Source organism: Streptomyces sp. NPDC041940, from assembly GCF_055589465.1.
The window spans coordinates 78,094-99,551 of record NZ_JBVJBP010000017.1 but is presented as its reverse complement, the minus strand read 5'-3'; the positions used below and the strand labels follow the sequence as shown (position 1 = coordinate 99,551).

Sequence of the window (21,458 nt, the reverse complement as noted above, 5' to 3'; positions counted from 1 at the left end):
CCACCCCACAGGGAGTCGTGTGACACTGTCGTCCGTCCGCCGTGCGGGCCACCTCCGCACCGTCTGTCCCCCACAGAAGGGCGCCGTGCGTTCCCTACCTCTGCCCCTGGCCCTGACCGCACGCCTGTCTCCGGTGGTCGTGCTCGCGATCATGGGCTGGTCTCTGTCGTCCGGTCCGCTCGCCGCGCCGCAGGACGCCGAGCACACCTCGGCCGAAGAGAAGACCGAGACCCAGTCCGCGTCCGGCCCGTCGTCGGAGACGGTGTCGAAGGCGTACTCGGCCGCGCCGGCGCCGTGCGAGAGCGTCGCCGAGAAGACGGTCGAGTCGCTGGTGCCGGGCGCCAAGAAGGCCGGGAAAGAGATCCCGTCCACGGACTCGAAGCTGCGCCGCACCTGCTCCTGGAACGCGCTCGAGGGGTACGACTACCGCTGGCTCGACGTGTCCTACGAGGTCATGGAGTCGGACGAGGCGGCGCAGAAGGCCTACAAGAAGCACACCGAGGAGAAGAGCGGCGGCGGCGCCGTCCCCGGCCTCGGCGACACCGCGTACTCCATCGTCAACCTCGCCACCGAGGACAAGCAGGAGACCCGCGAGGGCCAGGTGTTCGTCAGCGCGTCCAACGCCCTGGTGACCATCACGTACAACGGCAGTGACTTCGAGTCGAAGAAGGCGCCCAGTACGGACACGATCAACAAGGGCGCCATCAAGGCCGCCAAGGAGGCGGTGGCCGCGCTGGAGGCCGAGGGCGGCAAGGGCTGATCGCCCTCCAGCGCACCCACCCGGGTCAGACCGTGGTGCGGTGCCGGCCTCGCAACGCCATCAGCGCCAGGTACAGCACCATCGACGTGCCCAGGCCCACCGCCCAGCCGTAGTCGGCCAGGCCGGCCAGCGCGGGGATCGGGCGGCCGTCGACCAACGGCCTGAAGCTCGCGCCGCCGACGGCGAGGATGCCGCCGGCCGCGAAGGCGACGACGGCCCGCCAGTTCCAGCCGCCCTCGTACCAGTAGCGGCCGCCCGTGCGGTACAGGTCGGCCAGGTCCAGCCGGGCGCGGCGCAGGATCCAGTAGTCGGCGATGAGGATGCCCGCGACGGTGCCGAGCAGTCCGCCGACCAGGCCGAGCCAGGTGAAGATGTAGCCCTGCGGGTCGGAGTACAGCTTCCACGGGAAGATCAGCACGCCGAGGACGCAGGTGGCGAGGGCGCCGGCCCGGAAACTGATCCTGCGGGGCGCGATGTTGGAGAAGTCGAAGGCCGGTGAGACCAGGTTGGCCGCGACATTGACGGACAGGGTCGCCACCAGGACCGTGACCAGCGCGAAGAGCAGGCCCACCGTGCTGTCCGTCTTGGCGGCGAGCTGTACCGGGTCCCAGATCGCCTCACCGTAGACGGCTTGCGAACCCGAGGTGACCATCACGGACAGGAAGGCGAAGAGCGTCATGGTCGTCGGCAGGCCGAGCGCCTGGCCCCGGGTCTGCGCCTTCTGGCTCTTGCCGTAGCGGGTGAAGTCGGGGATGTTCAGCGACAGCGTGGACCAGAAGCCGATCATGCCCATCAGGGCGGGTGCGAAGAGCTTCCAGAAGTCGGCGCCCCAGCCGAGCTTGGAGGGCTGGTCGAACAGCGGACCGAAGCCGCCCGCCTTGTCACTCATCCACCACAGCATCACGAACGCGCCGACGAGCACGAAGGGCGCCGCCCAGTTCTCGAAGCGGCGGATCGTCTCCATGCCCCGGTAGATGATGACGACCTGCAGCGCCCAGAAGATCGCGAACGACAGCCACATGGTCCAGGCGTAGCCGCCGACCTTCGCGGCGTCCGTCCAGCCCGTGCCGATGAGCTTGCCGGCGAGGAAGTAGATGGCCTCGCCGCCGATCCAGGTCTGGATGCCGAACCAGCCGCAAGCCACCAACGCCCGCACCACGGCGGGCAGGTTGGCCCCGCGGATGCCGAAGGAGGCACGGGCGAAGACCGGGAAGGGTATGCCGTACTTCGGTCCGGCGTGCCCGGTCAGCAGCATCGGTATCAGCACGATGACGTTGGCCAGGGCGATGGTGAGCACCGCCTGCTTCCAGTCCATGCCGACGGCTATGAGCCCGGAGGCCAGGGTCCAGGAGGCCGTGTTGTGGGCCATGCCGACCCACAGCGCGGAGAAGTTGTACGTGGTCCAGGTGCGCTTCTCGACGGGGACCGGCAGCAGGTCCTCGTTGGCGTAGGGACCGGTCGGTGCGGGGGCGCCCGGGGCGATCTCCACCCGGCCGTCGGCGAGGGTGACTTGCGAGGTCGGCGGTGGGGCCGTGGGGGCGGTATCGGTCATGTGCCAGGCCAATCAGGGGAGGTGGGACGGGAAAGGCCATGCGGGTGACGCCGATGGGGGGTGCGCTCGGGAGCGTCCTGGGCCCCCTTCCCGGGCCGCCGGGAAGGGGGAGTTCGAGGAGTGGTGGTGCCGGGCGGGTGCGTCAGGAGTTGACGGCCGGGATGACCCGCGTCCCGTACGCGTCGATCACGGCCTCCTGCGCGTCGTGCATGTCGTAGACGGCGAACTGGTCCACGCCCAGCGCGCGCAGCGCGTTCAGCTTCTCGATGTGCCGCTCGGGCGGGCCGATCAGGCAGAACCGGTCGACGATCTCGTCGGGCACGAACTGGGTGTCGGGGTTTCCGCTGCGCCCGTGGTGGGAGTAGTCGTAGCCCTGGCGGGCCTTGATGTAGTCGGTGAGCTCCTCGGGCACCTGGGAGGAGTGCTCGCCGTACTTGGAGACCAGGTCGGCGACGTGGTTGCCGACCATGCCGCCGAACCACCGGCACTGCTCCCGCGCGTGGGCGAGCGCCTCGGGCGAGTCGTCCTCGGTGACATAGGCGGGGGCGGCCACGCAGATGGTCACCGCGTCGGGGTCCCGGCCGGCGGCGACGGCCGCGTCCTTCACGGCCTTGACCATGTACTCGGTGAGATACAGGTCGGCCAGCTGGAGGATGAAGCCGTCCGCCTCCTCGCCGGTCATCTTCAGGGCCTTGGGGCCGTACGCAGCCATCCACACGGGCAGTTCGGCACCCGGCTGGATCCACGGGAAGCGGACGACGGTTCCGCCGCCGAGATCGGCCTCCTGGCCACTGCCCAGGGCCCGGATGACCTGCATGGCCTCGCTGATCCGGGCCAGGGTGTTGGGCTTGCGGCCGGCCACGCGCATCGCGGAGTCGCCGCGGCCGATGCCGCAGACCGTGCGGTTGCCGAACATGTCGTTGAGGGTGGCGAAGGTGGAGGCGGTGACCTCCCAGGTACGGGTGCCGGGGTTGGTCACCATCGGCCCGACCTTCAGCCGGGTCGTGTTGGCCAGGATCTGGCTGTAGATCACGAACGGTTCCTGCCACAGCACGGCGGAGTCGAAGGTCCAGCCGTACGAGAAGCCGTTGCGTTCCGCGCGCTTCATCAGGCTGACGACCCGCGACGCGGGCGGGTCCGTCTGCAGGACGAGTCCGAAGTCCATCCGCACTACTCCTAATTGAGGTACTGACAGGTGGAACGCGGGGTGAAGACGCCGTGCCCGGCGTGTCCGGTGTACTCCCGCTCGGTGATGACGAGTTCGCCGCGCGAGAGGACCGTCTCGACCCGGCCGGTGGTGCGTTTGCCCTCGTACGCCGAGTAGTCGACGTTCATGTGGTGGGTCTCGGCCGACATGACCTGCTCGGCGTGCGGGTCGTAGATGACGACGTCGGCGTCGGCGCCCGGCGCGATGGTGCCCTTCTTCGGGTACATGCCGAACATCCGGGCCGGGGAGGCGCAGGCGATCTCGATCCAGCGGCGGCGGGAGATGTGCCCGTCGAGGACGGCCTGGTGGAGCAGGTCCATGCGGTTCTCGACGCCCGGGAGGCCGTTGGGGATCTTGGAGAAGTCGCCGCGGCCGAGGTCCTTCTGGCCCGTGAAGCAGAAGGGGCAGTGGTCCGTGGAGACGACCTGGAGGTCGTTGGTGCGCAGGCCCCGCCACAGCGCCGCCTGGTGCTCCCGGGGCCTGAGCGGTGTGCTGCACACGTACTTGGCGCCCTCGAAGTCCGGCTCGGCGAGGTTGTCCGTGGACAGGAACAGGTACTGCGGGCAGGTCTCGCCGAAGACGGGCAGCCCCTCGTCGCGGGCCCGGGCCAGCTCGGTGACCGCCTCCGTCGCCGAGACGTGCACGACGTACAGGGGCGCGCCGGCCACCTGCGCGAGCTTGATGGCCCGGTGGGTGGCCTCGGCCTCCAGCAGGGCCTTGCGGACCTCGCCGTGGTAGCGCGGGTCGGTCTCGCCGCGGGCCAGCGCCTGTTCGACCAGGACGTCGATCGCGATGCCGTTCTCGGCGTGCATCATGATCAGGCCGCCGTTGTCGGCGGAGCGCTGCATGGCGCGCAGGATCTGGCCGTCGTCGCTGTAGAAGACGCCCGGGTAGGCCATGAACTGCTTGAAGGAGGTGACGCCCTCCTCCACCAGGTGGTCCATCTCCTTGAGCGTGTGCTCGTTGACGTCGGAGACGATCATGTGGAAGCCGTAGTCGATGGCGCAGTTGCCGTCGGCCTTGGCGTGCCAGGTGTCCAGGCCCTCGCGGAGGCTGTGACCGACGCTCTGCACGGCGAAGTCGACGATCGTCGTCGTGCCGCCCCAGGCGGCGGCGCGGGTGCCGGTCTCGAAGGTGTCGGAGGCGAAGGTGCCGCCGAAGGGCAGTTCCATGTGGGTGTGGGCGTCGACGCCGCCGGGGATGACGTACTTTCCGGTGGCGTCGATCGTGCGGTCTGCTGTGAAGGCTTCGGCGGCGGGTGTCCCCGTGGCTGCGAGGGCGGCGATGCGGCCGTCCTCGATCAGGACGTCGGCGTGGATCTCGTCGGATGCGGTGATTACCAGGCCGCCGCGAATGACTGTACGGCTCATCGGTCGCTCCTCGCGGTGTGCACGTGACGGTTGTGTGTGGCTGGTCGCGCAGTTCCCCGCGCCCCTAGGGGGCCGTCAGCGGGCTGTACGTTCCAGGCGCCCGGTCCCTGTAGAACTGCCAGCGGTCGCGGACCTCGCGGAGTTTGGCCATGTCCAGGTCGCGGACGACCAGTTCGGGCTCCTTGTCGCTCGCGACCTCGCCGACGAACTGGGCCTCCGGGTCCACGAAGTACGAGGTGCCGTAGAAGTCGTTGTCGCCGTACTCCTCGACGCCCACCCGGTTGATCGCGCCGATGAAGTACTCGTTGGCTACGGCCGCCGCCGGCTGTTCCAGCTGCCACAGATAGGCCGACAGGCCGCGCGAGGTGGCGGAGGGGTTGAAGACGATCTCGGCGCCCGCGAGGCCGAGGGCGCGCCAGCCCTCCGGGAAGTGGCGGTCGTAGCAGATGTAGACGCCGACCTTGCCCACGGCGGTCTCGAAGACCGGCCAGCCGCTGTTGCCGGGGCGGAAGTAGAACTTCTCCCAGAAGCCGCGCACCTGGGGGATGTGGGTCTTGCGGTACTTGCCGAGGTAGGAGCCGTCCGCGTCGATCACGGCGGCGGTGTTGTAGAGGACGCCGGGCTGCTCCTCCTCGTACATCGGCAGCACCAGGACGATGCCGAGTTCCTTCGCGAGTGCCTGGAAGCGCCGGACGATGGGGCCCTCGGGGATCTGCTCGGCGTACTCGTAGAAGGCCGGGTCCTGGACCTGGCAGAAGTACGGTCCGTAGAACAGCTCCTGGAAGCACAGGACTTGAGCACCCTGCGCGGCGGCGTCGCGGGCCGCCTGCTCGTGGACCTGGATCATCGATTCCTTGTCGCCCGTCCAGGCGGTCTGGAAGACGGCGGCACGGATCACTCTGCTCATCGGGACCTCCGGTCGCTCGGTGTGCCGTGAGCCTAGGAAGTCGCGCAGTCGTCTTTGAGTTGCACCGTGTCACGTCTGAGGGCGTGCGGCGTGCCACCGTGTCATGCTGCCGTGGGTCCATGTTTCACCGCCGTTTTCCCAGGTGGTCACAGGTTTCACTGCTGTTGCGCGTCGTGCGCGAGGAGGGCGATGTGCACCGAGGCGGCCTGCTCGAAGTCGTCGAGGTCCACCCCGAGACGGCCCTGTATCGCCTCCAGACGGCGGTACAGGGCCGGGCGGGAGACGTGGTGGAGCTGGGCCGTGCGGGACTTGTTGCGGCCGGTGGCGAGGTAGGTGCGCAGGACGGACAGCAGGTCCTCGTCGGTCTCGCACAGCAGCCCGTCCAGCTCCCGCTCCGCGAAGGACTGCACCTGTGGATCGTCCCGCAGGAGACGGATCAGCCCGCGAAGGTGGACGTCCTTCAGGCGGACGACCGGCGGGAGGTCGAGGGCGGCCGCCGAGTCGGCGACCGCGTCCGCGACGTGCCGGGCCTCGCGCAGTCCCGCGGGTACGTCGTCCCAGACGGCCCGGGGGTCGGCGGCGGCGACGATCGTGCGGGCCACCGACCCCGGCTCGGTCCGCAGCCTGGTCGCGAAGTGCGCGGCGAGGGCGTCGGCGTCCTGGTCGCGGGCGAGGCTGAGCAGTACGGCGGTGGCGCCGTCGGCGAGTTCGGCGACCAGGCCGGGCAGGCCCAGCAGCCGCAGCAGCCGGTCGAGCCGGCCGGTGTCGCCGTCGCGGACGACCAGCGGCACGAAGGTCCGTCGGTTGACGGGCAGTCCGGCGGCACGGGCCCGGGGCAGCAGTTGCCGTGCCGGTACGACACCGCTGACCAGGTCGGTCAGCAGGCTCTGCGCCGACTGCTCCTCCCAGGAGCACGCTGCCGTGCCGCCGAGCATGCGGTGCAGGACGAGGGCCTCGGCGGCGCGGTCGGCCAGCAGCCGTCCGGTGGCGGTGCCGCCGCGGTAGCCGCACAGCACGATGCGGCCCCAGCGCTCCCCGCGTCCGCCCAGTTCGGCCCGGATCCAGCCGTCGCCCTCGGTGCCTCCGGCCTGGCGGGCGATGCGTTCCCAGTCGCGCAGGACGTCGTCGACCGCGGGCCGCTCCCCCGCCGTGCCGAGGACGCGGTGGGCGAGGTTGGTGACGACGACCGGGCAGCCGCTGTGCCGGGCGACCTCGTCGAGCAGGCGTTGCAGCGGGGCGCCCGCGGTGATGAGGGCGGTGAGTTCGGTACGTACGGCCTCGGAGAGGCTGACGGCGGCGAACTTGCGCCGCACGAGCCGTGACTGGACCTCCTCGGTCAGCTCGGCGAAGGGGAAGGGCCGGTGCAGGACGACCATCGGCAGCCCGCACCGCTCGGCCGCCCGGCGCATCACGTCCGGCGCGGCGGGGAAGGCGCGGCCGAGTCCGAGGACGACGGCGGCGGCCTCCGCGCGGTGCAGGGACCGGACGTACTCGGCCTGCTTGTCCTCGTCACCGGCGAGCAGCACTCCGGTGGTGAGGACCATCTCGCCGCCGCTGAGCATCACACCGACGTCGGCGGCCTCGGCGACGTGCACCCAGCGCACCGGCCGGTCCAGGTGGCTCGCCCCGGCCACCACCTCGGGCTCCCCGGCGAGCACCCGCTCCAGGGTGAGGACCTGCCGGACCGACAGGGCGGGTTCCCAGGTGTCCGGGGTGGTGGCCATGGCGACTTCCCTTGCGTCAGTTGCCTCAGTGCGCTGCTACCGGATGCTCCGCAGAGCGTTCTCGAGGATCTCGGCGCCTTCCTCGGCCTCCGCGACGTTGAGCGACAGCGGTGGGGCGACGCGCAGAGAGCTGGTGTTGTGGCCGCCGCCCTTGCCGATCAGCAGCCCGCCCTCGCGGGCCGCCTCCAGGACGGCCGCGGCGGCCTGGGGATCGGCCTCGTCGGTGCCGGGCCTGGTCACCTCGATGCCGATCATCAGCCCGCGCCCGCGCACCTCGCGTACGGCCGGCACCTGCGCGGCGGCGGACCGCAGCCGCTCGATGAGCAGGCCGCCGACCCGCCGCGCGTTGCCCTGGAGGTCGTGTTCCACGAGGTAGTTGAGGTTGGCGAGGCCCGCCGCCATGGTGATCTGGGTGCCGCCGAACGTGGAGATGCTGTTGGAGTCCAGGCAGTTCATGATCTCGGAGCGGGCGACGACTCCGCCGATGGACATGCCGTTGCCGATGCCCTTGGCGAAGGTCATGATGTCCGGCGGTCCGTTGCGCCCGTGGGCCTGCCAGCCCCAGAAGTGTTCGCCGGTGCGGCCCCAGCCGGTCTGCACCTCGTCGGCGATCCACAGGATGCCGCGCTCGTTCAGCACCTCGCGGAAGGCGGCGTACAGCCCGTCCGGTGGTGAGGTGAAGCCGCCGACGCCCTGGATGGGTTCGGCGATCAGCGCGGCCGGCGGGCGAGTGTGGCCGAGCATGTCCTTGAGGTCCTCGACGCAGGCCGCGATGAACTCGGCGTCGCTCAGGGCGGCGTAGGGCCCTCGGGTGCGCACGCCGCCGTGGACGTAGAGCGTCTGCAGCGGGGAGAGCGAGGTCGGGGACCAGCCGCTGTTGCCGGTGATGCCGACCGAGCTGAAGGAGCGGCCGTGGTAGCTGTTGCGCATCGCCAGGACCGTGTTGCTGCGCCGGTACGTGGTGGCCAGCAGCAGGGCGGTGTCGTTGGCCTCGGTGCCGGAGGTGGTGAAGAAGACCCGGGCGTCCGGGATGCCGCTCAACTGGGCCACTCGCTCGGCGAGTTCGACCATCGGCCGGTTGAGGTACAGGGTCGAGGAGTGGATGATCCGCGCGGCCTGCTCGCTCACCGCCTTGGTGATCTCGGGCAGCGCGTGGGCGGTCATCGTGGTGAGGATGCCGCCGAAGAAGTCGAGGTACCGGTTGCCCTGGGCGTCCCAGACGTGGCGGCCCTCGCCGTGGGTGATCTCGAGGGGCTCCTCGTAGTAGAGGGCGAGCCAGTCGGGGAGCACGCGCCGGTGGCGGCCCAGCAGGTCGTCGGTCACGGCCGCACCAGCCCTTCGTAGGCGTCGGGGCGGCGGTCGCGGTAGAAGGCCCACTGCTGCCGCACCTCCTCGACGAGGCCGAGGTCCAGGTCGCGGATGACGAGTTCCTCCTTGCTGTCGCTGGCGACGTCGCCGACGAACTGTCCGCGCGGGTCGACGAAGTACGACGTCCCGTAGAAGTCGTTGTCGCCGTACTCCTCCTGGCCGACGCGGTTGATCGCGGCGACGAAGTACTCGTTGGCGACGGCCGCGGCGGGCTGCTCGAGACGCCACAGGTGGGACGACAGGCCCCGGTGGGTGGCGGACGGGTTGTAGACCAGCTGGGCGCCCTTCAGGCCGAGCTCGCGCCAGCCCTCCGGGAAGTGGCGGTCGTAGCAGATGTAGACGCCGACCTTGCCGACGGCGGTGTCGAAGACGGGCCAGCCGAGGTTGCCGGGTTTGAAGTAGTACTTCTCCCAGAAGCCCTTGACCTGCGGGATGTGGTGCTTGCGGTACTTGCCGAGGTAGCTGCCGTCGGAGTCGATCACGGCCGCGGTGTTGTAGTAGAAGCCGGACTGCTCGACCTCGAACACGGGCACGACGATCACCATGCCGGTCTCGCGTGCGAGGGCCTGCATACGCTGGACGGTCGGGCCGTCCGGGACGGGTTCGGCCCAGCGGTAGTGCTCGGGCTCCTGGACCTGGCAGAAGTAGGGGCTGTTGAAGACTTCCTGGAAGCCGATGATCTTCGCGCCCCGGCGAGCCGCCTCGCGGGCGTGCTCCTCGTGTTTCGCCACCATGGACTCGGTGTCGCCGGTCCAGGTGGCCTGGACCAGAGCGGCACGTACGACGTTGGCCATGAGCTGCTCCTTCGACGCGACGTCTGCGTCTCTACGCCCGTAGAAGCGGACAGTAGAGCCACGAACGTAAGCCTCCGGCTCGGGCTTGCCAAGACCATCGTCCCCAACCCGCTGGGCGGAGCGCGATTCGCACTCCTGTGGGTGAGTCGCCCGGGGCCCGGCGGCGCCGGTCAGGCGGCGAACCCGGCGACCCGGAGCGCGTGCACGAGATCCCAGCGGCGCTCGTCCGACACGCCCTGGGCGGCCTCCAGCAGCAGCGGTACGAGGCGCCCCGGGTCGGGCTCGGCGCTGCGGGCGGCCTCTTCCGGGGTGCGGGCCCGCACATACGCGTCGAGCAGCGCGCGCACCTCGCGGTGACGTCCCTCGGCGGCCAGTCCGAGGACGGCCGCACCGACCTCGGCCGGCGGCCGGGCGACACCCTGCCGCAGGATCTGCTGCCCGTCCCCCACCCGCCCGGCCGCACTCAGCGCGTCCGCCGCGGCGACCAGGCGCCCAGCGGGCAGCGAGGCGGCCTCCCACAGCAGGGTCTGCCAGTCCGCGCCCAGCCCGGCCCGTTCCAGCTCGCCCGCGAGCAGCGGGAACCGGGCGGGGGCCGAGGAGGTGAGCTCGACCAGCAGCACGTGCGCCTCCCCGCTGCGCCCCTCGGCACGCAGCCGCGCCAGCGCCTCGACGGTCCGCGCGACCTCCGTCCGGTCCGCCGCGCCGCCTTCCGCACCCTGCGGCTGCACGACGTGCCGGGCCGCGGCTTCCTCGGCGGCCCCGGCGAAACGCGCGCCGCGCCGGGTGCGGCCGGTGGCGGGGGCGGGTTCCGGAAGCGTCGGTACGGCGGCGGGCGGCACGACCACGGGCGCGGCCTCCTCCTCGTCCATCCCGGCGAAACGGGCGCTGCCGCGCCGACGTTTGCGCTGCTTGGGGGCGGGCTGCTGGGAGACGGTGGGCTCCGGGGCGGGGCTGGGCGCCGGGGCCGGGGCGGCGAAGGTTCCGGGCGTGCCGCCCGCGACGGCTTCCCGGGGCGCGGCCCGGCCTGTCTGATGCTCGTGCGCAGGGCGCACCGGCTCCGGGCCGGCCGACGCATGCCGGCTGTCGTGCCGGCCGGCATCATCGACCGCGCCGGACGCCGACCGGGCGGGGCGCCACGGCATGGCGGGCGCCCCAGGGTCGTACGGCCCGCCCGGGGCACTCTGAGCCCGGGGAGCCACCCCGGCCGCAGGCCCGTCGCCGTACGCACGAGCGGCCCCGGCACCTCCCCCGTCGCCGAACGCCCCCGGCGCGTCCACCGGTGCCCCCGCGCTCCTCGCACCCGGGACACCCCCCGGCGCGACACCGCGCCCCTCGAAGAAGGCGGCATCGCCGCGGTCGTGGCGGTCCAGGCGGGACATCCGGTCGCGCAGCTCCGCGCAGCGGGCCGTCGCGCGTTCGTGGTCGTCGTGGGCCCAGGCGAGGTCGAGGCGGAGGGCGTCGGCCTGCTGACGGGTGGAGGCCGAGGCCAGGCGGCGGGTCAGGTCGGCCTGGCGTTCGGCGGCGTATCTCTGCTCGCGGAGCATGACGTCCAGCCGGTCCCCGAGGGCGTCGCGGCCGCCTGGCCGGGCATCGTACGCGGTGAGCGCGGCGGCATGCAGGGACCGGGCGCGTTCCGTCTCCGGGCCCGCGCCCCCGGGGCCGTACTGCCCGGCGAGGTCCTGGAGGAGCGCCTCCACCACGTCCCAGGGCGGCATCTCCTGCCCGTCGAGGCAGGCCCGCATGCCCTCCGGGTCGCGCTGCCAGAACACCGCGAGCCAGCCGCCGGACGGGTCGAGGCGTGCCACCAGACCGTCCAGGTAGTTCGCGAACTCCCGGACCCTGCCCGGGAGTTGATCCGCTGCCATCGCTCAACTCCCGCCTGACCGGAGCGCTCCGCCCCGTAGGCAACACCAGTCGTGTTACGGGAGTGCTACGGGGAGTTTTCGCGCACGACGCGGGAGCCTCAGTGCCAGGTCGTCAGACCGGTGCAGGCACGCACCGCTCCGCCACTTCGTCCATGGACAGCCCGAGCACGCCGGCCAGCGCGGCCACCGTGAAGAAGGCGGGCGTGGGGGCCCGACCGGTCTCGATCTTCCGGAGGGTCTCGGCGGAGATGCCCGCGTTCGCGGCGATCTCCGTCATGCTCCGGCCGCCACGCGCCTCACGCAGCAGCCGGCCCAGCCGTTCGCCGCGTTCGCGCTCTTCGGGGGTGAGAGGGGTGCGCACCATGCCCCCATTCTAATACCGGTATAGTAATTGGCATGGTGGAACTCAAGACCGACACATCGATCGACGCCATGTACGAAGCGGGCCAGGTCGTCGGCCGTGCCCTGACGGCCGCGCACAAGGCCGCCGACGTGGGCGTCTCCCTGCTGGAACTGGACGAGGTGGCACACGACGTGCTGCGCGAGGCGGGCGCGACCTCACCCTTCCTGGGGTACCGGCCCTCCTTCGCCCCGACCCCCTTCCCCGCCGTCCTGTGCGCCTCGGTCAACGACGCGATCGTGCACGGCGTCCCGGACCGCTACCGACTGCGCGACGGCGACCTCGTGTCCCTGGACTTCGGCGCCGAACTGGGCGGCTGGGTCGGCGACTCGGCCCTCAGCTTCGTCGTCGGCACCCCGCGCGAGGCCGATCTGCGCCTGGTCGAGACCGCCGAGCGGGCCCTCGCGGCGGGGATCGAGGCGGCCGTCGTGGGCAACCGCATCGGCGACATCGCCCATGCGATCGGCACGGTGTGCCGCAGCGCCGGCTACGGCATCCCGGACGGCTTCGGCGGCCACGGCATCGGCCGCCGTATGCACGAGGACCCCGGGGTTCCGAACGAGGGCCGGCCGGGACGGGGCATGCGCCTGCGGCACGGCATGGTGCTGGCGATCGAGCCCATGGTCATCGGAGGCGGAACGGACGGCTACCACGCGGCTCCGGACGGCTGGACGCTGAAGACGAACGACGGCTCCCGCGCGGCCCACGCGGAGCACACGGTGGCGATCACGGACTCCGGACCGAGGATCCTGACCGCGCGCTGAACCACGCCCGAGGGTCCGGATCCTCCGGAAATACCCCGAAGGTGCCCGCTGCCGACGATCGTGCGAAGGTGTTCTACGAGCGCGCCCCAGGTGTAACCGGCTGCCACCCGGGTTACCCGACCCCGGCACGTCGACCAGCGAGGGCGTCCCCCCGCGCGGGCGCCGGGGACGCCGGGAACGGAAGGCCCATGAGCAGCGGCTTCACCAGCCCGGAGGGCGGCTACGGCTCGGACCCCTTCGGAGAATTCCTCGCACGCTTCTTCGGCGGACCGCGTCCGGGTCCCCGGCAGATCGACCTCGGACGGCTGCTCAGCCAGCCGGCCCGGGAGCTCGTCCGCGGCGCCGCCCAGTACGCCGCCGAGCACGGCAGCCGGGACCTCGACACGGAGCATCTGCTGCGGGCGGCGCTCGGCACCGAGCCCACCCGGACCCTGCTCAGCAAGGCCGGGGCCGATCCCGACTCGCTGGCGTCGGAGATCGACGACCGGTCGGGCCCGGCCCAGCACGGCCCGGAGGACGCGCCGCCACCGACCACGCTGTCCCTGACCCCGGCCGCCAAACGGGCCCTGCTGGACGCGCACGACATGGCCCGGGCCCGCGGCTACGGCTACATCGGCCCGGAGCATGTACTCAGCGCCCTGGCCTCGAACCCGGACTCGGCCGCCGGGCACATCCTGAACGCGGCCCGCTTCGCGCCGTCCACCCCGCCCGAGGCGCCCGAGGTCCCCCAGGCCGAGCGGCCGCGCCCGACGAACACGCCGACCCTGGACAAGTACGGCCGCGACCTCACCGAACTGGCCCGGCAGGGCCGTATCGACCCGGTGATCGGCCGGGACGGGGAGATCGAGCAGACGGTCGAGGTCCTCTCCCGCCGCGGCAAGAACAACCCGGTGCTGATCGGTGACGCGGGCGTCGGCAAGACCGCCGTCGTGGAGGGGCTGGCGCAGCGCATCTCAGAAGGGGACGTGCCCGACATCCTGATCGGGCGCCGCGTGGTCGCCCTGGACCTGACGGGCGTGGTCGCGGGCACCCGCTACCGGGGTGACTTCGAGGAGCGGATGAACAACATCGTCGGCGAGATCCGCGCCCACTCCGAGCAGTTGATCATCTTCATCGACGAGCTGCACACGGTCGTGGGCGCCGGTTCCGGTGGCGGCGACGGCAGTTCGATGGACGCCGGCAACATCCTCAAGCCGGCCCTCGCCCGCGGCGAGCTGCACATCGTGGGCGCCACCACCCTGGAGGAGTACCGCCGGATCGAGAAGGACGCGGCGCTGGCCCGCCGCTTCCAGCCGATCATGGTCCCGGAGCCGACCCCCGCGGACACGATCGAGATCCTGCGTGGCCTGCGGGACCGCTACGAGGCCCACCACCAGGTCCGCTACACCGACGAGGCGCTGGTCGCGGCCGTGGAGCTGTCCGACCGCTATCTCACCGACCGCCGTCTGCCGGACAAGGCCATCGACCTGATCGACCAGGCCGGTGCCCGGGTGCGGCTGCGGGCCCGGACCAAGGGCACGGACGTACGGGCCCTGGAGCGGGAGCTTGAGCAGCTGACCCTGGACAAGGACCAGGCGGTCGCGGACGAGCAGTACGAGCAGGCCACCCAGTTGCGTGACCGGATCCTGGACGTGAAGCAGCGGATCGCCCAGGCCGGTGGCGACAGCGAGATCGACGAGGGCCAGGACCTCGTCGTCGAGGCCGAGTCGATCGCCGAGGTGGTGTCCCGGCAGACCGGCATCCCGGTCAGCAGCCTCACCCAGGAGGAGAAGGACCGGCTGCTGGGCCTGGAGGAGCATCTGCACCAGCGGGTGGTCGGCCAGGACGAGGCCGTGCGGGTCGTCTCCGACGCGGTGCTGCGCTCCCGCGCCGGCCTGGCCAGCCCGGACCGGCCGATCGGCAGCTTCCTCTTCCTCGGCCCGACCGGCGTGGGCAAGACCGAACTGGCCCGGGCGCTCGCCGAGTCGCTGTTCGGCAGCGAGGACCGCATGGTCCGCCTCGACATGAGCGAGTACCAGGAGCGGCACACCGTCAGCCGTCTGATCGGCGCCCCGCCCGGCTACGTCGGCCACGAGGAGGCCGGCCAGCTCACCGAGGTCGTCCGCCGCCACCCGTACTCGCTCCTGCTGCTGGACGAGGTCGAGAAGGCCCACCCGGACGTCTTCAACATCCTGCTCCAGGTCCTCGACGACGGCCGGCTGACCGACTCGCAGGGCCGCACGGTGGACTTCACCAACACCGTCATCACGATGACCAGCAATCTCGGCTCCGAGGCGATCACCCGCCGCGGCGGCGCGCTGGGCTTCGCGTCAGGCGGCGACGACGCGGACGAGGAGGCCCGGCGCGAACAGATCCTGCGCCCGCTGCGCGAGCACTTCCGCCCCGAGTTCCTCAACCGCATCGACGAGATCGTCGTCTTCCGCCAGCTGACCACGGAACAGCTGCGCCGGATCACCAACCTCCTGCTGGACCGCACCCGTTCCCTCGTACACGACAAGGGCATCACGGTGACCTTCACCGACCGAGCGGTGGAATGGCTGGCCGACCACGGCTACCAGCCGGAGTACGGCGCCCGCCCGCTCCGCCGCACGATCCAGCGCGAGGTGGACAACGAACTGTCCCGACTGCTGCTGGACGGCAGGGTGCCGGAGGGTGGCCAGGTCACGGTGGACACGGCGGACAACCGCCTGACGTTCCAAACGGAGAGTTCAGCAGCGCCCTCTTAAGGGGCGCGGGGCTGAATCGATGTGCGGCTCCGCCGCGTGAGCGCGACCAGCCCCCACGCACCCGCGGACGAAACCCCTCAGCGAACCGGCCGCACCACCATCGCCGATCCCCCACCCCGCCGCACGGTCTCAGCGGCTGCCAGCCACTTCCCGTCCGGCAGCCGCTGCACACCCGTAGCCGCCCCGATCTCCGGATTCACCTTGAAGGAATGCCCGATCGCCTCAAGCCGCTTCCTCAACTCGGCGTTGTCGTACAACCCCGGCTCCAGCTCGGTCTGCGCGGCGTTCCGCTGACTCGCCCGGGGCGCGGCGATCGCGTCGACGAGCGGCAACCCCCGGTCGACCAACCCGGTCAGCGTCTGCAGAACAGTCGTGATGATCGTCGCCCCACCCGGCGACCCCAGCGCCACCACCGGCTTGTCATGCCGGTCGAGCACGATCGTCGGCGAGATCGACGACCGGGGCCGCTTCCCCGGCCCGGGCATGTTCGGGTCGTGCACGGCCGGGTTCGCCGGCGTGAAGGAGAAGTCCGTCAGCTCGTTGTTGAGGATGAACCCCCGCCCCGGCACGGTGATCCCGCTGCCACCGGTCTGCTCGATGGTGAGGGTGTAGGCGACGACGTTGCCCCACTTGTCGGCCACCGTCAGATGCGTCGTGCTGTCACCTTCGTACGTCGTCGGAGCGGCCTTGCCACCGGAGCCGCACCGCTCGGGATGACGCGGATCGCCCGGCGGCACCGGGCTGGAGAGCACGGCGTCGTCCTTGATCAGGCACTCGCGCGAGTCGGCGAACCGCTGCGACAGCAGTTCCTTCGTCGGCACGTCCTCGAACGCGGGGTCGCCCACCCAGCGTCCCCGGTCCGCGAACGCGATCCGGCTCGCCTCGATGAAGCGGTGCAGGTACTTCGCCTTGCTCGCCTTCGACAGATCGGTCCGCTCCAGGATGTTGAGCGCCTCGCCGACCGTCGTGCCGCCCGAGGACGACGGCGCCATGGAGTAGACGCCGAGGCCGCGGTACGAGGTCTTGGTGGGTGCCTGGAGCTTGGTCCGGTAGGCGGCCAGGTCCTTGACGGACAGGTCGCCGGGGCGGGCCTTCCAGCCGGAGGCCGGGTCGACGGGCGGCTTGCCGACCGTGTCGACGATCTCCCGGCCGAGGCCGCCGCGGTAGAGCGCGCCGACGCCCTTGCTCCCCAGCTCGGCGTAGGTGCGGGCGAGGCCGGGGTTCTTGAAGGTGGAGCCGACGACCGGGAGCCGCCCGCCGGGCAGGAACAGCTCGGCGGTGTCCGGGAAGTAGCGGAAGCGGGTCTCGTTGGACGCCGTCTGCGAGCGGAAGGTCTCGTCGACCGTGAAACCGTCGCGCGCCAGCCGCTCGGCCGGCTTCAGGACGCTCGCGAGCCGCTTGCTGCCCCACTGGTCCAGCGCCGTCTGCCAGGTGGCGGGCGTGCCGGGTGTGCCGACGCTCAGGCCGCTGCTGACGGCCTCGGCGAACGGGATGGGCTTGCCGTTCTCGGTGAAGAGGTTCTTGTCGGCGGAGAGCGGAGCGGTCTCGCGGCCGTCGATGGTGCGCACCTTGCGGGACTTGGCGTCGTAGTGGACGAAGTAGCCGCCCCCGCCGATGCCGGCGGAGTAGGGCTCGGTGACGCCGAGCGCGGCGGCTGTGGCAACGGCCGCGTCGACGGCGTTGCCGCCCTTGCGCAGGACCTCGATCCCGGCGGCCGAGGCGTCCGGATCGACGCTGGAGACAGCGCCGCCGTAGCCGACGGCCAGGGGAGTTTTCTCAGCGGCGGTGGTCTGCGCGACGGGTGGCGCCGACGCCCCCATCGACACCACCACGGCGGCCGAAACCGCCAGGACCGTCAGATTCCGTGCGACAGGGCGACGCATCCGCACCTCCAGTCAAAGGCCGTCCGCGCAGCTTAATTCATCGCCATGGTCGCGTCAGGCACGCGTGGAAGACCGGTGCGTCGACGCCCGCTAGCATGCGCGCCCATGACTGACGACGTGCGCAACATAGTCCTGGGTGTGGTCGCGGCGGGGATCAGCGCCGCGCTGGGCTGGGTGACCCGCACCTACCTGTGGAAGCGCAAGCTCCGCCGGAAGCAGTCCTTCTTCGGGCTGCCCGACAACTCCGAATCGCTGCTGGTGGTGAACCGGGGCGCCGGGGGATCCGAGTTCGCGGTGATGCGCTACGACGTGTTCGCCCTCCTCGAACTCGCCGCGCTGATCAAGGACTGCAACGCCCACGCCCAGATACTGCCGCACGACACGGCACGTCAGGGCTTCGGCGAGCGGACGGAGTTCTGTGTCGGCGGCCCCGCCTCCAACCGCCGCATGGCGGCCCATCTGTCCTCCCTGCTCCCCGGGGTGCGGGTGAACGTGGACTCCGAACCGGGGCCGGACCGGGGATCGTTCCAGATCGGCTCCGAGCGCTACCGTGTGGACAACGGCAAAGAGGAGTACGCGCTGCTCGCCCGGCTGACCGCCGAGCGAAGCCAGAACACCCGGCCGGTCTACCTCTTCTGCGGCCAGACCTCGATCACCAACCAGGCCACCACCCGCTACCTCGCCCGCAACCACGAGAAACTGGCCCGCAAGTACGGCAACAGCTCCTTCGCGCTGCTGCTGAAGGTGATCAACTCACAGGCGTACGGCCCGGACGTCGTCGAACTGGTCGAGGACGTGACGCGGGCGGCTCAGACTCCACTGCCCGCCGCCGCGACTCCACGCAATACCCACCGGGCCTCCTGAAGTCCTCCACTCCTCAACAATCGTTACTGGCACGTAACTTACCGACGGGTTACCACTGGTAAGGGTGCGAGGTTACCGTCTGGTCACTTTGCACTTACACGAGTGAGGAGTGACCCGTGGGACACACCCGCAAGGCCCTGCGCACCACTGCCGTAGGCGCCGTCTCGGCCACCCTGGTCGCCGGCACAGCCCTCGGGCTCGCCCCCACCGCGCAGGCGGCGCCGAACCCCGTCCGCTTCGTCGACATCACCGGCGACGGCGGCACCGTCCTCAAGGCCAACGTCGTCACCCCGGCGGGCGCCGACGGCACGCACCGCTACCCGCTGCTCGTCATGCCCACGAGCTGGGGCCTGCCCCAGATCGAGTATCTGGCCCAGGCACAGAAACTCGCCGACTCCGGGTACGTCGTGGTCACGTACAACGTGCGCGGCTTCTGGCAGTCGGGCGGCGAGATAGAAGTAGCGGGTCCACCCGACATCGCCGACGCCTCGAAGGTCATCGACTGGGCCATCGCCAACACCCCCTCCGACGCCGGGCACATCGGCATGGCGGGCGTCTCCTACGGCGCCGGCATCAGCCTGCTCACCGCCGCCCAGGACAAGCGGGTCAAGGCGGTCGCCTCGCTGAGCGGCTGGGCCGACCTGATCGACTCCATCTACGCCGGACGCACCCAGCACCTCCAGGCCTCCGCCCTGCTGGACGGCGCGAGCATCGTCACGGGCCGCCAGAGCGCCGAACTCCGGCAGACCTTCGACGACTTCTACGCCTCCAACCTGGCGAAGGAGCCGGAGCTGATCGCCTGGGGGAAGAAACGTTCCGCTGCGACCTATGTCGACCAGATCAACAAGAACGGCGCGGCGATCATGCTCGCCAACGCCTGGGGCGACACGATCTTCCCGCCCAACCAGTACGCCGACTTCTACGAGAAGCTGACCGGCCCGAAGCGGCTGGAAATGCGGCCCGGAGACCACGCCACCGCCGAGCTGACCGGCCTGTTCGGGCTGCCCAACGACGTGTGGAAGGACACCACGCGCTGGTTCGACCACTACCTCAGGGGCGAGGACAACGCCATCGACCGTGAGCAGCCCGTCCAGCTCAAGTCCCGTTCCTCGGGCGACTACGAGGGCTACCCGGACTGGAAGTCGGTCGCCGCGACCGACCGGAAGATCGCTCTCGCGGGCACGACCACGATCCGCGCGAACGTGAACTCGGGGGCGGACGGCGGAGTCGTCTTCCTGTCCAGCATCCTCGACCAGGTGGCCCAGCTGCCCCCGATGGCCTCGATCCCGCTGCTCCCCCGCCGCTGGGCCGCAGTGTGGCAGTCGGAGAAGTACGCCGCAGCCCAACAGGTGCGCGGGACTGCCAAGTTGCACACGACGCTCACCCCGACCAAGGAGAGCGGCACCCTCGTCGCCTACCTCTACGACGTGGGGCCGCTCGGCCTCGGCAAGCTGGTCTCCAACGCGCCGTACACCTTCCACGGGCGCACCCCCGGAAAGCCGTTCGGCGTCGACCTGGAGCTGTACTCCACGGCCTACGACGTCCCGGCCGGGCATCGCCTCGCCCTGGTCGTCGACACGGTCGACCCGCTCTACATCGAGCACAACCCGTCCGGCGCGCAGCTGACCTTCTCCTCGCCTGCGAACGACCCGTCGTACGTGTCGGTCCCGCTGCGCGAGCAGTGATCTCCGGCTGCCGCCGGACGGGCCTGGCCGATGTGAACCGCCACCCCCGTGGCCGGAAGGGCCGTGGGGGCCACACCCGGCGGGAACGTCCCGCGGACCGGGCGGGCGGTCTCCTCACCCCTGACGGGATCGGCGGATTTCGGCGAAGTCCCCCTCTCCGACAGGGATGAAGGGCACATCGTAGTCGAGGTCCGATCCGATGAGCCGTCCGGCGCCTGCCCCTTCAGTGCTTGAGGATCTTGGAGAGGAAGTCCTTGGCGCGGTCACTGGTGGGGTTGGTGAAGAACTCGTCAGGGGTGCGGTCCTCGACGATTCCGCCGTCGGCCATGAAGACGACGCGGTTGGCGGCCGAGCGGGCGAAGCCCATCTCGTGCGTGACGACGATCATGGTCATGCCGTCGCGGGCCAGTTGCTTCATGACCTCCAGCACCTCGTTGATCATCTCCGGGTCGAGGGCCGAGGTCGGCTCGTCGAAGAGCATCGCCTTGGGCTCCATGGCCAGGGCACGGGCGATGGCCACGCGCTGCTGCTGTCCGCCGGAGAGCTGCGCCGGGTACTTGTCCGCCTGGTTGGCGACGCCGACCCGGTCGAGGAGTTCACGGGAGCGCTTGTCGGCGTCCTCCTTCCGGCGCCCGCGGACCTTGATCTGCCCCAGGGAGACGTTCTGCAGGACGGTCTTGTGGGCGAAGAGGTTGAACGACTGGAAGACCATGCCGACGTCGGCGCGCAGCCGGGCCAGGGGCTTGCCCTCCTCGGGCAGCGGCTGTCCGTCGAGGACGATCGTCCCCGACTCGATGGTCTCCAGCCGGTTGATCGCCCGGCACAGTGTCGACTTGCCCGACCCCGAGGGGCCGATGACCACGACCACCTCCCCCTTGCCGACGGTGAGGTTGATGTCCCGCAGGACATGCAGCTCCCCGAAGTGCTTGTTGACGTCACGCAGCTCGATCAGCGGATCTACGGCCATACTCAGCCCTACTCACTCTCAGCTGTGTCGTGGTTGCCGCAACGTATCCAGGCAAGATCAGACTTGTCGGGCGACACGCACTTTTCGATCATTAGCCGTATTTACATCGCACTTTGGCTCAAAGGGTGCGGTCATGGGTACGGTCATCGGTGCAGTCATGGGCCTCACGCCTCCGCGACCTCCGCGTACAGCTGCGACAGCTCGGGCACGCCGTACGCGGCCCACTCGTGCCCGGAGTCCACGACGTCGAACTCCCTGCCGGAGGTGAGCCGCACGACGGGCTGGCCGTCGGAACGGATCTCCCAGGCGGCTCCCGGCACGGTGCGCACGATGACGGTGCCCAGGTAGAGCCCGGCGTCGTTGCCGAGCCAAGCCAGGGTCTCCTCGTCGTCCCGCCAGCGCGGCAGCAGCTGGTCCAGCGCCTCCAGCGAGGCCGCCGAGTCGTCCAGCCGGACCCCCGCCCGGGACGCCTGGGAACGGAGCAGTTCGCACTCGGCGAGCAGGTCCGCGATGCCCGCGGGGTCGGGGAACCCGACCTTCTGGCGCCGGTTGCCCAGGAAAGGGATGTTCATACGTCCAGCGTGTCATTCGTACCGCCGTACGCACCACAGGCGCGCGGGTC

Annotated in this window: 17 protein-coding genes; 5 read left to right on the top strand and 12 right to left on the bottom strand. The window is 70.8% G+C overall.

What is annotated here, in order from left to right; genetic code table 11:
* Nucleotides 1-85: 85 nt before the first annotated feature.
* On the top strand, nt 86-760 hold the full coding sequence (locus ACZ6I3_RS26565) for a hypothetical protein (RefSeq protein ID WP_469417944.1): 675 nt from the start codon (nt 86-88) through the stop codon (nt 758-760).
* Nucleotides 761-785: 25 nt separating this feature from the next.
* Here ACZ6I3_RS26565 and ACZ6I3_RS26560 read toward each other — a convergent pair whose 3' ends face one another.
* The 9 genes from ACZ6I3_RS26560 to ACZ6I3_RS26520 form a co-directional block, all read right to left on the bottom strand.
* Nucleotides 786-2,312: an NCS1 family nucleobase:cation symporter-1 gene (locus ACZ6I3_RS26560; protein WP_469417943.1), complete on the bottom strand. Its 1,527-nt coding sequence runs from the start codon at nt 2,310-2,312 to the stop codon at nt 786-788.
* 142 nt (nt 2,313-2,454) lie between these two features.
* Nucleotides 2,455-3,477: a TIGR03842 family LLM class F420-dependent oxidoreductase gene (locus tag ACZ6I3_RS26555; protein WP_469417942.1), complete on the bottom strand. Its 1,023-nt coding sequence runs from the start codon at nt 3,475-3,477 to the stop codon at nt 2,455-2,457.
* Between the two features lie 11 nt (nt 3,478-3,488).
* Complete coding sequence (gene hydA, locus ACZ6I3_RS26550) at nt 3,489-4,889, bottom strand: dihydropyrimidinase (protein ID WP_469417940.1); 1,401 nt, start codon at nt 4,887-4,889, stop codon at nt 3,489-3,491.
* Nucleotides 4,890-4,953: 64 nt separating this feature from the next.
* A complete protein-coding gene (locus tag ACZ6I3_RS26545) occupies nt 4,954-5,796 on the bottom strand; it encodes a nitrilase-related carbon-nitrogen hydrolase (RefSeq protein ID WP_382486888.1) in 843 nt (280 codons plus the stop codon).
* Nucleotides 5,797-5,951: 155 nt separating this feature from the next.
* Nucleotides 5,952-7,520: a PucR family transcriptional regulator gene (locus tag ACZ6I3_RS26540; protein WP_469417938.1), complete on the bottom strand. Its 1,569-nt coding sequence runs from the start codon at nt 7,518-7,520 to the stop codon at nt 5,952-5,954.
* Nucleotides 7,521-7,556: 36 nt separating this feature from the next.
* Nucleotides 7,557-8,843 (bottom strand): aspartate aminotransferase family protein, encoded by a 1,287-nt coding sequence (locus ACZ6I3_RS26535; RefSeq protein ID WP_469417936.1) that lies wholly within the window; start codon nt 8,841-8,843, stop codon nt 7,557-7,559.
* Nucleotides 8,840-9,682: a nitrilase-related carbon-nitrogen hydrolase gene (locus tag ACZ6I3_RS26530; protein WP_469417934.1), complete on the bottom strand. Its 843-nt coding sequence runs from the start codon at nt 9,680-9,682 to the stop codon at nt 8,840-8,842. Before ACZ6I3_RS26530 ends, ACZ6I3_RS26535 begins: the two co-directional genes overlap by 4 nt.
* A 170-nt stretch (nt 9,683-9,852) precedes the next feature.
* The gene (locus ACZ6I3_RS26525) at nt 9,853-11,547 is read right to left on the bottom strand and encodes a hypothetical protein (RefSeq protein WP_469417932.1); all 1,695 of its coding nucleotides are present in this window, start codon (nt 11,545-11,547) and stop codon (nt 9,853-9,855) included.
* A 112-nt stretch (nt 11,548-11,659) separates the two neighbouring features.
* Nucleotides 11,660-11,911 (bottom strand): helix-turn-helix domain-containing protein, encoded by a 252-nt coding sequence (locus tag ACZ6I3_RS26520; RefSeq protein WP_184588664.1) that lies wholly within the window; start codon nt 11,909-11,911, stop codon nt 11,660-11,662.
* Nucleotides 11,912-11,943: 32 nt separating this feature from the next.
* Between ACZ6I3_RS26520 and map the strand changes: the two genes are divergently transcribed.
* Nucleotides 11,944-12,711 (top strand): type I methionyl aminopeptidase, encoded by a 768-nt coding sequence (map, locus tag ACZ6I3_RS26515; RefSeq protein ID WP_469417931.1) that lies wholly within the window; start codon nt 11,944-11,946, stop codon nt 12,709-12,711.
* Between the two features lie 188 nt (nt 12,712-12,899).
* Nucleotides 12,900-15,437, top strand: a complete 2,538-nt coding sequence (locus ACZ6I3_RS26510; protein WP_469417930.1) for an ATP-dependent Clp protease ATP-binding subunit — start codon at nt 12,900-12,902, stop codon at nt 15,435-15,437.
* Between the two features lie 77 nt (nt 15,438-15,514).
* Here the strand turns inward: ACZ6I3_RS26510 and ggt are convergent, their stop codons facing one another.
* Nucleotides 15,515-17,320: a gamma-glutamyltransferase gene (gene ggt / locus ACZ6I3_RS26505; RefSeq protein ID WP_469417929.1), complete on the bottom strand. Its 1,806-nt coding sequence runs from the start codon at nt 17,318-17,320 to the stop codon at nt 15,515-15,517.
* Nucleotides 17,321-17,425: 105 nt separating this feature from the next.
* Here ggt and ACZ6I3_RS26500 point away from each other — a divergent pair, with 105 nt between their 5' ends.
* Complete coding sequence (locus ACZ6I3_RS26500; RefSeq protein WP_469417927.1) at nt 17,426-18,184, top strand: hypothetical protein; 759 nt, start codon at nt 17,426-17,428, stop codon at nt 18,182-18,184.
* Nucleotides 18,185-18,300: 116 nt separating this feature from the next.
* A complete protein-coding gene (locus ACZ6I3_RS26495) occupies nt 18,301-19,869 on the top strand; it encodes a CocE/NonD family hydrolase (protein ID WP_469417926.1) in 1,569 nt (522 codons plus the stop codon).
* Nucleotides 19,870-20,092: 223 nt separating this feature from the next.
* Here ACZ6I3_RS26495 and ACZ6I3_RS26490 read toward each other — a convergent pair whose 3' ends face one another.
* Entirely contained in the window at nt 20,093-20,836 is a 744-nt protein-coding gene (locus ACZ6I3_RS26490; RefSeq protein ID WP_469417924.1) for an amino acid ABC transporter ATP-binding protein, read from the bottom strand.
* A 164-nt stretch (nt 20,837-21,000) separates the two neighbouring features.
* The gene (locus tag ACZ6I3_RS26485) at nt 21,001-21,408 is read right to left on the bottom strand and encodes a DUF6278 family protein (protein ID WP_184588678.1); all 408 of its coding nucleotides are present in this window, start codon (nt 21,406-21,408) and stop codon (nt 21,001-21,003) included.
* Between the last annotated feature and the right edge of the window lie 50 nt (nt 21,409-21,458).

Coding starts and splice junctions, on each gene's coding strand:
- ggt (WP_469417929.1), bottom strand. CDS start 17,320: ATGCGTCGCCCTGTCGCACGGAATCTGACGGTCCTGGCGGTTTCGGCC.
- ACZ6I3_RS26545 (WP_382486888.1), bottom strand. CDS start 5,796: ATGAGCAGAGTGATCCGTGCCGCCGTCTTCCAGACCGCCTGGACGGGC.
- ACZ6I3_RS26490 (WP_469417924.1), bottom strand. CDS start 20,836: ATGGCCGTAGATCCGCTGATCGAGCTGCGTGACGTCAACAAGCACTTC.
- ACZ6I3_RS26485 (WP_184588678.1), bottom strand. CDS start 21,408: ATGAACATCCCTTTCCTGGGCAACCGGCGCCAGAAGGTCGGGTTCCCC.
- ACZ6I3_RS26560 (WP_469417943.1), bottom strand. CDS start 2,312: ATGACCGATACCGCCCCCACGGCCCCACCGCCGACCTCGCAAGTCACC.
- ACZ6I3_RS26525 (WP_469417932.1), bottom strand. CDS start 11,547: ATGGCAGCGGATCAACTCCCGGGCAGGGTCCGGGAGTTCGCGAACTAC.
- ACZ6I3_RS26540 (WP_469417938.1), bottom strand. CDS start 7,520: ATGGCCACCACCCCGGACACCTGGGAACCCGCCCTGTCGGTCCGGCAG.
- ACZ6I3_RS26500 (WP_469417927.1), top strand. CDS start 17,426: ATGACTGACGACGTGCGCAACATAGTCCTGGGTGTGGTCGCGGCGGGG.
- hydA (WP_469417940.1), bottom strand. CDS start 4,889: ATGAGCCGTACAGTCATTCGCGGCGGCCTGGTAATCACCGCATCCGAC.
- ACZ6I3_RS26510 (WP_469417930.1), top strand. CDS start 12,900: ATGAGCAGCGGCTTCACCAGCCCGGAGGGCGGCTACGGCTCGGACCCC.
- ACZ6I3_RS26530 (WP_469417934.1), bottom strand. CDS start 9,682: ATGGCCAACGTCGTACGTGCCGCTCTGGTCCAGGCCACCTGGACCGGC.
- ACZ6I3_RS26520 (WP_184588664.1), bottom strand. CDS start 11,911: ATGGTGCGCACCCCTCTCACCCCCGAAGAGCGCGAACGCGGCGAACGG.
- ACZ6I3_RS26555 (WP_469417942.1), bottom strand. CDS start 3,477: ATGGACTTCGGACTCGTCCTGCAGACGGACCCGCCCGCGTCGCGGGTC.
- map (WP_469417931.1), top strand. CDS start 11,944: ATGGTGGAACTCAAGACCGACACATCGATCGACGCCATGTACGAAGCG.